The organism is Mycobacterium sp. (assembly GCF_049281135.1).
Classification (GTDB): Bacteria; Actinomycetota; Actinomycetes; order Mycobacteriales; family Mycobacteriaceae; genus Mycobacterium.
The window spans coordinates 1-11,937 of sequence record NZ_JBAPRN010000066.1; the positions used below are offsets into that span (position 1 = coordinate 1).

At 66.5% G+C, this 11,937-nt stretch carries 12 protein-coding genes, 1 pseudogene and 1 riboswitch; of the genes and pseudogenes, 7 read left to right on the forward strand and 6 right to left on the reverse strand.

The features are described from left to right. Nucleotides 1-135: 135 nt before the first annotated feature. The 5 genes from WAN02_RS02595 to WAN02_RS02615 all read left to right on the forward strand — a co-directional run bounded on the left by WAN02_RS02595 (nucleotide 136) and on the right by WAN02_RS02615 (nucleotide 5,424). Nucleotides 136-1,134 (forward strand): SMP-30/gluconolactonase/LRE family protein, encoded by a 999-nt coding sequence (locus WAN02_RS02595; protein ID WP_422262568.1) that lies wholly within the window; start codon nucleotides 136-138, stop codon nucleotides 1,132-1,134. 77 nt (nucleotides 1,135-1,211) lie between these two features. Then, nucleotides 1,212-2,441, forward strand: a complete 1,230-nt coding sequence (locus tag WAN02_RS02600) for a D-alanyl-D-alanine carboxypeptidase family protein (RefSeq protein WP_422262570.1) — start codon at nucleotides 1,212-1,214, stop codon at nucleotides 2,439-2,441. A 40-nt stretch (nucleotides 2,442-2,481) separates the two neighbouring features. Beyond that, a complete protein-coding gene (locus WAN02_RS02605; protein WP_422262572.1) occupies nucleotides 2,482-3,885 on the forward strand; it encodes a sugar porter family MFS transporter in 1,404 nt (467 codons plus the stop codon). Next, complete coding sequence (gene nagA / locus WAN02_RS02610) at nucleotides 3,876-5,018, forward strand: N-acetylglucosamine-6-phosphate deacetylase (protein WP_422262574.1); 1,143 nt, start codon at nucleotides 3,876-3,878, stop codon at nucleotides 5,016-5,018. The genes WAN02_RS02605 and nagA overlap by 10 nt, the downstream gene beginning before the upstream one ends. Nucleotides 5,019-5,033: 15 nt before the next feature. Beyond that, nucleotides 5,034-5,097: riboswitch (guanidine-III (ykkC-III) riboswitch) on the forward strand. A gap of 12 nt (nucleotides 5,098-5,109) precedes the next feature. Then, nucleotides 5,110-5,424, forward strand: coding sequence for a DMT family transporter (locus WAN02_RS02615; RefSeq protein ID WP_422262576.1), 315 nt, complete (start codon nucleotides 5,110-5,112; stop codon nucleotides 5,422-5,424). On the opposite strand, the gene aqpZ is transcribed toward WAN02_RS02615, so the two are convergent. The 3 genes from aqpZ to trpS form a co-directional block, all read right to left on the reverse strand. After that, nucleotides 5,421-6,170: an aquaporin Z gene (aqpZ, locus tag WAN02_RS02620; RefSeq protein ID WP_422262578.1), complete on the reverse strand. Its 750-nt coding sequence runs from the start codon at nucleotides 6,168-6,170 to the stop codon at nucleotides 5,421-5,423. The two genes, WAN02_RS02615 and aqpZ, sit on opposite strands and share 4 nt — an antisense overlap. 131 nt (nucleotides 6,171-6,301) lie before the next feature. Further along, a complete protein-coding gene (yhjD, locus tag WAN02_RS02625; protein WP_422262580.1) occupies nucleotides 6,302-7,330 on the reverse strand; it encodes an inner membrane protein YhjD in 1,029 nt (342 codons plus the stop codon). Nucleotides 7,331-7,339: 9 nt separating this feature from the next. Then, nucleotides 7,340-8,359 (reverse strand): tryptophan--tRNA ligase, encoded by a 1,020-nt coding sequence (gene trpS, locus WAN02_RS02630; RefSeq protein WP_422262582.1) that lies wholly within the window; start codon nucleotides 8,357-8,359, stop codon nucleotides 7,340-7,342. A 117-nt stretch (nucleotides 8,360-8,476) separates the two neighbouring features. Between trpS and WAN02_RS02635 the strand changes: the two genes are divergently transcribed. Continuing rightward, complete coding sequence (locus WAN02_RS02635; RefSeq protein WP_422262589.1) at nucleotides 8,477-9,277, forward strand: alpha/beta fold hydrolase; 801 nt, start codon at nucleotides 8,477-8,479, stop codon at nucleotides 9,275-9,277. A gap of 3 nt (nucleotides 9,278-9,280) precedes the next feature. Here the strand turns inward: WAN02_RS02635 and WAN02_RS02640 are convergent, their stop codons facing one another. Both WAN02_RS02640 and WAN02_RS02645 read right to left on the reverse strand, forming a co-directional pair. Further along, on the reverse strand, nucleotides 9,281-10,762 hold the full coding sequence (locus WAN02_RS02640; protein WP_422262584.1) for an FAD-dependent oxidoreductase: 1,482 nt from the start codon (nucleotides 10,760-10,762) through the stop codon (nucleotides 9,281-9,283). Beyond that, complete coding sequence (locus WAN02_RS02645) at nucleotides 10,762-11,166, reverse strand: hypothetical protein (RefSeq protein ID WP_422262586.1); 405 nt, start codon at nucleotides 11,164-11,166, stop codon at nucleotides 10,762-10,764. The genes WAN02_RS02640 and WAN02_RS02645 overlap by 1 nt, the downstream gene beginning before the upstream one ends. 110 nt (nucleotides 11,167-11,276) lie before the next feature. Here WAN02_RS02645 and WAN02_RS02650 point away from each other — a divergent pair, with 110 nt between their 5' ends. Then, nucleotides 11,277-11,843 (forward strand): TetR/AcrR family transcriptional regulator, encoded by a 567-nt coding sequence (locus WAN02_RS02650; RefSeq protein WP_422262587.1) that lies wholly within the window; start codon nucleotides 11,277-11,279, stop codon nucleotides 11,841-11,843. On the opposite strand, the pseudogene WAN02_RS02655 reads toward WAN02_RS02650, so the two are convergent. Further along, nucleotides 11,819-11,937, reverse strand: a pseudogene (locus tag WAN02_RS02655) (PadR family transcriptional regulator); the annotation flags it as partial. The gene WAN02_RS02650 and the pseudogene WAN02_RS02655 sit on opposite strands and share 25 nt — an antisense overlap.

Here is an 11,937-nt window from a genome sequence, read left to right on the forward strand (position 1 = left end):
GTTTGAGGCCGGCCTGTACACCAGAACCGACGACCGCGGCGACCCGGCGATCGTCATCGCACCGCCGCTGATCAGCGGCCCCGCCGAGTTCGAAACCATCGAAAGCATTTTGCGCGGCGTGCTGAAGGAAATGTGATGGCCAAACCCAGCATTGACCCGATCCGGTGGCAACCGCCGCCGTCGCGGCCCTTACCCGCACCGGATGTCGCCGCGGAGCTGCACGTGGTCGCGGTGCCCGGCACCGCACCCGAGGACGTCGTCGCAGATGCCGACGGCAACATCTGGACCGGCGTCGAAGATGGCCGCATCGTCCGGATCAGCCCCGACGGCGGTTCCGTGCAGGTGGTCGCCGACACCGGCGGGCGACCGCTGGGCCTGGCCGTCGCCCGTGACGGCCGCTTGCTGATCTGCGACAGCCACTGCGGCCTGCTGCGGTACGACCCGGCGACCGGGGCGATCGAAACGTTGGTCGCCGAGGTGGCCGGCCGGAAACTGACCTTCTGCTCGAACGTCGTCGAATCATCGGATGGCACAATCTTTTTCACCGAGTCGACCTGCCGGTTCCACTATGAGCATTACAAGGGCTCGGTGATCGAGGGACGCCCGACCGGCTCGTTGTTTCGGCGGGATCCCGACGGCACGGTCAGCGAGCTGGCTTCCGGTCTGTACTTCGCCAACGGCGTGACACTGACCGCCGACGAGTCGGCGGTGGTCTACGCCGAGACCACCGCCTGCCGGTTGTCCAAGTACTGGCTGACCGGTGACCGGGCCGGCACGATCACCCCATTGGTCACCGCGCTGCCCGGCTATCCCGACAACATCTCGACCGGTCTGGACGGACGGATCTGGGTGGCACTGGTGTCCGACCGCAACCCGCTCAACGAATGGCTGGGCCCACGCGCGCCGATCATCCGCAGCCTGATGTGGCGGCTGCTGCCCTACCGCTGGCTGCCCAACCCGAAGTCGACGGTCTGGGTGGCCGCCTTCGACCCGGACGACGGGCATGTGGTGAGCCAGCTTCGCACCCAGCACGCGAACTTCGGCCTGGCGACCGGCGTGGTGGAAATCCCCGGCCGGCTGTGGCTTGGCCGCATCGGCGGCACCGGTGTCGGTTACCTGCCCATTGTCAACTAGTTAGTGCAACATCCGTAACACCAGTCACAGCGCGGCTCCGCGGAATCGGGCCGCTGATCGCCTACTCTGCACACACGATGGCACTCTTGCGAACTGCGTCATGCCTGGCAGCGGCTGGTTTCATGCTGACCGGGCCCGCGCTGCTCGGCATGCCCGCCGCGTTCGCCCAGCCGGGCGTCGTGCACGACCTGTGCCCGTTCAAGGTGGCGACACCGCCTGCGGTGGACTCCTCGGAAGTCCCGCAGGCCGGCGACCCGCCGCTGCCGCTGCCCGTGCCGCCCTCGCCGATCGGCGGTAACTCCCTAGGCGGCTGCGGTGTGGTCACGGCGGCAAACACTCCCCCGGTGCCGGGCGACGTCTCCGCCGATGCCTGGGTGGTGGCCGACCTGGACAGCGGCGCCATAGTCGCCGCCCGCGACCCACACGGTCGCCACCGCCCGGCCAGCGTGATCAAGGTGCTCGTCGCGATGGCATCGCTGCGCGAGCTCAACCTCAACAAGACCGTCGACGGCACGCCTGACGATGCCGCCGCGGAGGGCACCAAGGTCGGCGTTGCCCCGGGTGGCACCTACACCGTCGACCAGTTGCTGCACGGGCTGCTGATGCACTCCGGCAACGACGCCGCACACTCGCTGGCGATGCAATTGGGCGGCATGCCGGCGGCACTGGACAAGATCAACGCGCTGGCCGCCAAACTCGGAGGCCGCGACACCCGCGCCGTCACGCCATCGGGGCTCGATGGGCCCGGGATGAGCACCTCGGCGTACGACATCGGGTTGTTCTACCGATACGCCTGGGAGAACTCGACTTTCGCCGACATCGTGCACACCCAGAAGTTCGACTTCCCCGGCCACGCCGACAGCCCGGGCTACGAACTGGAAAACGACAACCAGCTGCTCTACCACTACCCAGGCGCGCTCGGCGGCAAGACCGGCTACACCGACGACGCCGGACAGACGTTTGTCGGCGCCGCGAACCGGGACGGGCGCCGGCTGATGGCGGTCTTGCTGCACGGCACCCGTCAGCCGATCGCGCCGTGGCAGCAAGCGGCTCATTTGCTGGACTACGGCTTTGCGACCGCGCCGGGAACGCGGGTGGGAACGCTGATCGAACCCGATCCGTCGCTGACCGCCCCGAACCCTGCGGCGAACGGCGACAACGCCGCCGGGCCCGCCTCGAATACCGCCGCGCTGATCCCCGCCGCGGACGCTTTGCCGGTTAGGGTCGGTGTCGCGGTCATCGGTACGGTCGTCGTGTTCGGCTTGATTATGGTGGCCCGCTCGACGAACCGACGGCCGCAGCACTAGGCGGCGACCACGGTCCGGGCGGCTACCCGGAGGGGAGATTGTGAGCCGCATCGGCGAGTCACTTCGGGCACGACGGCGATTGCTGATCGGGGTCACGGCGGCGACGCTCGGCATCATCTGCGGCTATGACCTCTCCAACATCGCCGGCGCGCTGCTGTTCATCACCAACGACTTCAACTTGACCATCCGCAAGCAGGAACTGCTGACGACGATGGTGGTGATCGGCGAGATCTGCGGCGCGCTGAGCGGCGGATTCCTGGCCAACGCGATCGGCCGTAAGCGCTCGATGATGCTGGTGGCAGGCGGTTATGCGGTTTTTTCGCTGCTGGGCGCCGCTGCGGCGTCGATGCCGTGGCTGATGGCGGCCCGCATGTTGCTCGGCATGACCATCGGGTTGTCGGCCACCGTGACCCCGGTGTTCATCGCTGAGTCGGCGCCGGCCCGATTGCGCGGAGCGATGCTGGTCACCTACCAGGTGGCGACCATTCTCGGCATCATCAGCGGCTACTTGTCGGCATACATGCTGGCGGAATCGGGTAGCTGGCGCTGGATGCTCGGGCTGGCGTCGGTGCCTGCCCTGTTGGTGCTGCCGCTGTTGGCCTCCACGCCCGACACCGCGCGTTGGTACCTGTTCAAGAACCGAGTCGACGACGCCCGCCGATCGTTGCAGCGGATCGAGCCGAACAGCGACGTCGACAAGGAAATCGCCGAGATCTCTGAGGCGATGCGCGAAGAGCGGGGCGGATCGATCCTCGAGATGCTGCGCATGCCTTATCTGCGCGCCACGCTGTTCGTCGTCGGACTCGGTTTCTTCGCCGAGCTGAGTGGCATCAACGGGATCATCTACTACAGCCCGCTGTTGTTCCAGGCCATGGGTTTTCAGGGCAATTTCGCCCTGCTGGTGTTGCCCGCGGTGATGGAGCTGGCATCGCTGGTCGCCGTGCTGACCTCGCTGGTCCTCGTGGACCGGGTCGGCCGCCGTCCCATCCTGCTGTGCGGCATCGCAACGATGATTGTCGGCGATGGGGTGCTGATCGCCGTGTTCGCGGCGAAATCCAGTGCGGTCTCAGGCTTCGGATACGCCGGGCTGTTGATGTTCACCATGGGCTTCACCTTCGGGTTCGGGGCGCTGGTCTGGGTTTACGCCGGGGAGAGTTTCCCGGCACACCTGCGGTCACTGGGCTCCAGCGCGATGCTTACCGCTAACCTGACGGCCAACGCGCTGATCGAGTCCGTCTTTTTGACGATGCTGAACAGCCTGGGCGGCGCCGGGATGTTCACTGTCTTCGCCATGATCGCCACCGTGGGATTCTTCCTGGTCTACCGGTTCGCCCCGGAAACCAAAGGACGACAACTCGAAGACATCCGCCACTTCTGGGAGAACAACGGCCGCTGGCCTGACGAAACCACGAGTGCGGCAACGGATGTACCGGCATGTCGCTGATCGCCGCGGGCACCGTCGTACTCGAGCGAGGCGTCTGCGACCCAGGCTGGGTCGAAACCTCAGGCGACCAGATCGTGGGCTGCGGTGCGGGCGCACCGCCGCATCGCGCCGATGTCGACCTGCCCGATGCGGTGATCGTCCCCGGCTTCGTCGACATCCACGTCCACGGCGGCGGCGGCGCGACGTACACCGGCGGCGAGGCCGCAGAGATTCAGCGAGCGGCCGACTTTCACCGCGAGCACGGTACGACCACCACGCTGGCAAGCCTGGTCACCACGTCGTCGGCCGATCTGCTGACCGCCGCGCGGGTGCTTGCCGAGTCGACTCGCGAGGGCACCGTCGCCGGTATCCACCTGGAGGGGCCGTGGCTGAGCGCGGCGCACTGCGGCGCCCACGACCACACCCAGCTGCGCGACCCGACGCCGGCGGAAATCGACGGGTTGCTGGCTGCGGGCGATGGCGCAATCCGGATGGTGACTCTGGCACCCGAGCGACCCGGCAGCGAGGACGCGATCTCCCGCCTGGTTGATGCCGGAGTGGTTGTGGCCCTGGGGCATACCGATGCCTCCTACGAGCAGACCTGCCACGCTATCGAGCTGGGGGCCACGGTCGGCACCCACCTCTTCAACGCGATGCGGTCAGTGCATCACCGCGAGCCGGGGCCGGCACTTGCGCTGCTGCAGGATCCGCGGGTGACGGTCGAACTGATCGCGGACGGTGTTCATATCCACCCCGCGATGGTGAACGCGACGATCGCGGCGGCCGGGGCCGACCGGGTCGCGTTGGTGACCGACGCGACAGCCGCGGCGGGGATCGGCGACGGCGAATTTCAGCTCGGCACGGTAGCGGTCGACGTTGTGCACGGGGTGGCCCGCGTGCGTGGCACCTCCACCATCGCGGGAAGCACCGCCACGATGGATCAGCTTTTCGGCGCGGTCGCCGGCCACGGCTCAGACCGGGACACCGCGCTTGCCGCCGCGGTCCGCATGACGTCGACGACCCCGGCCCGGACACTCGGCATCGATGGCGCCGGAAGTCTTCGGGTCGGTGCCGAGGCCAATCTTGTTGCGCTGGAACCTGATTATCGGGTCAGCGCCGTCATGGCACGCGGCAGCTGGGTAACCGGCCGATAGGATTTGCTACCGTCGAGCGGGTCAGCAACTGACACCGGACGAGGCGCACCGTACCCGGCCAGCGACAAGACGGCGCGAGGAGAGGTGCGCGATGGCCTGGCTGGTATTGGTGGCGTCCGGGGCTCTCGAGGCGGTGTGGGCGACCGCGATGGATCGATCCGACGGCTTTTCCCGGCTGCTTCCGTCGCTGATTTTCGCTGTGTCGCTGCTGTTCTCGATGGCGGGGTTGGCATTCGCGATGCGCAGCCTGCCGACCGGAACCAGCTACGCGGTCTGGGTCGGCGTCGGGGCGGTGCTCACTGTCGGTTACGCGATGCTGACCGGCGACGAGACGGCGTCGCCGGTCAAGGTGTTGCTGATCGCCGGTGTGGTCGGCTGCATCGCGGGCCTGAAGGTCGTGAGCTAGGTGTTCTTGGTGGGCGGCGCCGCCTCCTCCTCAGCCCGGCCGAACAACAATGGATAGGCGATACCGGCGATCGCCCCGCCGACCAGAGGTGCAAGCCAGAACACCCACAGCTGCGCAGGAGCACCGTCGCCGTTGAAGAACGCCACAGCGGTCGATCGGGCTGGGTTGACCGACGTGTTGGAGATCGGAATGGCCACTAGGTGGATGATCGTCAGGGTCAAGCCGATAGCCAAGCCCGCGAAGCCTTTCGGCGCCCGCGCGTCGGTCGAGCCGAGGATGACGAACAGGAAGACGGCCGTCAAGACGATCTCGGCCAGGATGACGGCACCCAGTGAGTAGCCCGTGGGTGAATGGACGCCATAACCGTTGGCCGCCAGGTGCCCCGTCGCGATGAAGCCGGGCTTGCCGAACGCGATGAAGTACACCACCAGCGCGCCGAGCAGACCGCCGATCACCTGCGCGATCCAATATCCCGGCAGGACTTTCCATTCCACACGGCGAGCCAATGCCGCACCCAGCGTGACCGCTGGGTTGAAATGCCCACCGGAGATCGTCCCGAACGCGTACACGCCGGTCAGCACGGTCAGACCGAACGCGAGCGCGACACCGAGATAACCGATACCGAGCGAGAACAGATCCGACTGGGCCTTCAGCGAAAAGACCGCAGCGCCAACGCCGCCGAGCACCAGCCAAAAGGTGCCGAGAGTCTCCGCGGCCAGTTTGTGGAAGAGATTTGGAGCTGACATCGCCTACCCGCCTTTGCGTAGCGCAATATATTCCTGCTCCAGAGAATGACACGTCTCGGGACTGACGCGTCCTGCCGTGGCCGAATTGTTTCGCGAAAGAAACACCCGCGACGTTGAAGCCGCCGCTGAGGCTATTCTTTGTTACGCCGATTGAGTCGGGAAAGACCCAGTGCCCCAACTGCGCCCACCACGGCGGCGGTGACCAGCTCTCGGGTCTTGAAACCCTCGGTCACCTGCACGCGCGGCGTGATGGTGATGGGCTCGGGCGGCTCCGCCGGCGGCGCGTGCGGGCTGTCCGTCGACGTCGCCGCCCATGCGGTGGCGAAGAGCAATAGCCGTGCCGTCACGTACGCGAACACCATCAGACCCAGCACAGGCCCGAATGTGGCACCAGCCGGGCTGTGCAGCACCGACTTCAGATAGATGGTTCCGGCCATCTTGAACAGTTCGAAGCCGATCGCCGCGAGCAGTGCGGCCCGGATTGAACTGACGAAAGGGACCGGATACCTCGGCAACCGGGCGATCATCCAGCCGAACACCAACCACGACAACAGGAATGACACCAACACCGAGGCCGCGCGAAAGATCGCGTCCAGCCCCGGCAGATCATGAACACCCAGCAGATGCAGCAGACGGGCCATCGGCGCCGCACCGGCCAGCGCAGTGAGCGCGAGCGTGGCGAAAATAGCCACGAACGACGACACCATCGCAGCAAGATCGGAGAACTTGGTGCGGAAGTATCCGTGCGAACCGTTGCTCTGCTGCCACATCTCGGTCAGCGCAACCCGAAGATTGCTCATCCAGTTCAGGCCGACCCACACCGCCACGCCCAAGCCGATGAAGCCGACCGATGCCCGAGCGTCGATCGCCGAATTCATCAGATCGAGCACCTGCTGACCCAGCGCGCCGGGCACCGCCGCCCTGACCTTGTTGTCGATAGTGTTCAGCACGTCGGGCCGCCGCGACAGCAGGAAGCCGGCGACGCTGAAACCGACCATCAGCAAAGGGAACAGCGCGAAGATCGTGTAGTACGTCAGCCCGGCCGCATAAAAGTTGCCCTGACGTTCGTCGTACCAGTCGTTGGCCCGCATCGCGTGGTCGAACCAGCGGTACCGCGCCCGCAGCCGATCGAGGATTCCTGGCTTGGCCGGCTCGCTCACGACAACCCGCTAAGGACGTCTCGGTAGGAACCCGAGCCGGTCATAAACCCGGTCAACCGTTTTCGCGGCCACAGCATCGGCCCGCGCGGCGCCGTTGGTCAGCACTTCCTCCAGTTCTGTTGGATCTGAGAGCAATTCGTCGACCCGAGTCTTGATCGGCGTCACGAATTCCACCACAGCTTCTGCGGTGTCCCTCTTCAGATCGCCGTAGCCGCGTCCTGCATATCCTCCGACCAGCGCGTCGATGTCGACGCCGGTGACGGCGGACTGAATGCTCAACAGGTTCGACACGCCGGCTTTGGCGTCCGGATCGAAGCGGATCTCGCGTTCGCTGTCGGTGACCGCCGACCGAATCTTCTTGGCCGACACCGCGGGAGCATCGAGCAGGCTGATCAGGCCGGCGTCGGTGGCTGCCGACTTGCTCATCTTCGACGACGGATCCTGCAAGTCGTAGATCTTCGCGGTGGCCTTGGGAATCAGGACCTCGGGGACCACGAACGTGTCCGGGTAGCGGGCATTGAACCGTTGCGCGACATCGCGCGCCAACTCCAGATGCTGGCGCTGGTCTTCACCCACCGGCACCAATTCGGCGTCGTAGGCCAGCACGTCGGCGGCCTGCAGCACGGGATAGGTGAACAGACCCACCGTGGTCGCATCACTACCCTGACGTGACGACTTGTCTTTGAACTGCGTCATCCGCGAGGCCTGGCCGAAACCGGTGAAGCAGCCCAGCACCCAGGCCAGCTGAGTGTGTGCGGGCACGTGGCTCTGCACGAATATCGTGCTGCGGCCGGGGTCGATACCCAGCGCCAGATACTGCGCCGCGGTCACCAGGGTGCGACGGCGCAATACGGTGGGATCCTGCGGGACGGTGATGGCGTGCAGGTCGACGACGCAGAAGAAGGCGTCGTGGTCGTCCTGCAACTGAGCCCACTGGGTCACAGCGCCCAACGCATTTCCGAGATGAAGCGAGTCGGAGGTCGGCTGCACGCCGGAGAAAACCCGGCGGGATCCAGTAGCTGTACTCATGATGACCCGATCTTTTCACGCGGACGCCAGGGCTCCTTGCGGTACCGGTGGTATCACCTTAATGTCGGCACGGTGACTTCTCGCGCGCCCATCCATCTCGGCTCAGGCGAACCGGTGCTGTTGCTGCATCCCTTTCTCATCTCGCAACTGGTGTGGGACAAAGTGGCACCGCAGCTGGCCGATACCGGCCGCTACGAGGTGTTCGCTCCAACGATGGCCGGCCACCACGGCGGCCCGCGCGCCGGCACGTGGTTCCTGAGCTCGTCACTGTTGGCCGACCACGTCGAGCGGCAGCTGGACGAGCTGGGCTGGGATACCTGCCACATCGTCGGAAACTCCCTGGGCGGCTGGGTGGCCTTCGAGCTGGAACGTCGCGGCCGGGCACGCACAGTCACCGGCATCGCGCCGGCCGGCGGCTGGACCCGCTGGGCCCCGACCAAATTCGAGGTGATCGCCAAGTTCGTCAGCGGGCTGCCGTTCTTGGCACTGGCCCGCTTGGCGGGGCCGCGCGCGTTGCGGCTGCCTTTCAGCCGTCAGCTCGCCACGCTGCCGATCAGCGCATCACCGGACGGGGTCAGTGAAAGCGAACTCGAGGCCATCGCCGAGGACGCGGCGCACTGCCCCGCCTACTTCCAACTGATGGGCAAGGCGCTGCTGGGGCCCGGACTGGTGGAGTTGGCGCACACCGCGGTCCCCGCGCACCTGGTGATCTGCGGAAAGGACCGAGTGTTCCCCGCACCGCGGTCGCTCCGGTACTACCAGGCCCAACTTCCCGCTGGAACGCGAGTGACCGAACTCGACGGCGTCGGACACATTCCGATGTTCGAGGCACCGGAACGGGTGACCGAGGTCATCAGTGCCTTCCTTGACGCGCACAGCACGCCGCTGCGCGCTGTCGAGGACCCGCCCGCCAGCTAGGGTTCAGCCGGTCGCGGACACCACATGTGGACGCGCAGCCGGTGCGGCCCACCGGGCTAACGCGCCAAGCCATTCCGAGCAGTTGGCCGAGTCGCCGGTCCACGCGATGTAGCCGTCGGGCCGCACCAGCACAGCGGGTCCGGGGTCGGCCCGCTCCGCTTGGTGCAGGTCGGTGACGCCGACCGCCGGCCTGCCGCGCTCGCGAATGAGCACGAACCCCGGCTCGCGCTGCAGCTCGGTCAGCCGGTCGTGGATCAGCGGAATCTGCGTGGCCCGAGTACCCACGAGGGCGCTTTCGCCTGCCCGATGGGCGTAGCGCAGCGTCGTGCCGGCGAAGCTGCCGGCCACCGCGTCACGCACCCGTGGAATACGAAGAATTCTGGGCACCAACAGGTTTCGTATGCCGCGTGCGATCCTCGGACGAAGAGTGACGCCGCGCGCCATCATCCCGGACTGCAACAGGACCCGCTTGCCGATCGGATGGCGCTCGTCGTGATAGCTGTCCAGTACCGCGTCGTCGGCGCCGGCGAGGGCCGCGTCGATTTTCCACGCCAGGTTCGCGGCGTCCTGGATGCCGGTGTTCATACCCTGACCCCCCATCGGTGAGTGCACGTGCGCAGCATCGCCGGCCAGGAACACCCGGCCGTGCCGATACTGCTCGACTTGCCGTTCATCACAATGGAATCGGGACTTCCAGCCGACCTCGAGCAAACCGAGATCGGCCTTCATCGCCCGTGCGAGAACCCGTGCGACTTCATCGGAATCCACCGGCTCGCTGTCGGGCACCTGGTGCTTGCGATCCCACACCATCGCGCGATACCACCAACCGTCCCCCTCGCGACGGCTGTACGGTGCCAGGAACGCGAACTCGTTGGGCGTGCTGCCCAGCGTCAGCCCGCCGCCGGTCGGCCCGTGGGCCAACTTGACGTCGGCGAGCACGATCGACGACAAGATCGTCTTGCCGGGGAAATCCACCCCCAGCAATCCGCGGACCGTGCTGTGCGCCCCATCGGCCCCGATCAAATACTGTGCCCGCCAACGAGTCTGCGGGCCGCCATCGTACGGCCCGGTAGTCACCGATACCTGGTCGGCGTCCTGTTCGAGGCCGACGACTTCGAGGCCGCGCCGGATCACCGCGCCCTGCGCGGCGGCGTATGCACCCAGGGCCTGGTCGACATTGGTCTGCGGGGTGATCATCGCGAACCGGTAAGGCGAGTCGAGGTGCGACAGGTCGATGCGGGCACCGCCGAAAATCGTTACACCGGAGGCCTTATGCGAACGCGCCAGCAGATCGTCGGCGATTCCACGTACATCCAGCACCTCCAGCGTGCGCGCCATCGTGGCGAACGCGCGACTGGACGGGTTGATCGCCGGCCGGCGCTCCAAGACCGTGACCGACCGGCCCGCTCGTGCGAGGTCACCGGCGGCGATGAGCCCGGTCGGGCCCGCGCCGACGACCAGGACATCGACGACGTGTGTGGTCATCACGCCACCGCCCCGGGGTTCGGGTACCAGCGACGGATGTCGTCCGGGGTGGCAACGGGCCCACGGTTGAACACGAAGCGGCAACCGGGCTGGGCAACGTGCGCGGCGTTGACGATCATCTCGAACAGCAGCGTGTTGGCGGCCAGCAGTCGCACGCCGGCGCCGATCAGCACCGCGTCGTAGCGCTTGGCCGCCAGCCACTGGCCGGCCTTGTCGGCGCCGGCCGCACCGAAGTCGATCAGGCAGTTGTCGACGTCATAGCCGCCCGCGCGCAGGCTTGCCACGTTCTCCTCGTTGGCGGCGCGCAGCTTTTCCTTCGACAACCCGGGAAACTGCGCGAAGTCAGCCGCGGAGTAATCGATGACGTCCGGGTCGAGCCCGATCTGGATGGCGGTGACGGTCATGAGCGTGACCTCTCGTTGGGGCCTTTCGGTAAAGGCATATCAACAACTGTTGAACTTGAAACTAGGCGGTTGCTCCAACCATGTCAACAGTTGTTGAATACAATGCCGGGATGCCCCCTAAAACGCGTGATGGACGCGATGGTCAGGCCACCCGGGCAGCGATCCTGGACATTGCACGATCGCAGTTCGGCAGCCGCGGCTTCGAGCGCACGACCATCCGCTCGGTCGCCTCGGCAGCCAACGTCGACCCTGCGCTGGTCATGCACTACTTCGGCAACAAGGCCGCGCTCTTCGCCGCGGCCTCGCAATTCGAGATCAACTTTCCGGATCTCACGGGCATTGCACCGGATCGGTTGGCCGACGTCCTGCTGCCGGTGTTCGTCGAGGCGTGGGGCCCACAGGGTCCACTCCTTCCGCTGTTGCGGGCGGCTGCGACCAACCGGGCTGCCGCGGACGCTCTGCTCACGGTTTTCGTCGGCCAGGTGGCTCCCGCGCTGGCCACCGTCACGCCTGACCGCGCGCCCGAGCGGGCCTCCCTGGTCGGCTCCCAATTACTCGGCGTGGCCGTGGCCCGCTACATCCTCGGCGTGCCGCCCTTGACGGCCATGTCGGACGCACAACTCGTCGAGTGGCTGCGGCCGGTCATCGCGCGCTACCTGACCGACCCGGCACCCTGACGCTGCTCGACGATTGTCAGCGCTCGCTCGGCCCAGCGGACGTTTTCTTCCTCGTAGGAAATCCCGCGCATCAGGGTCAGGTACGGCCCTATCC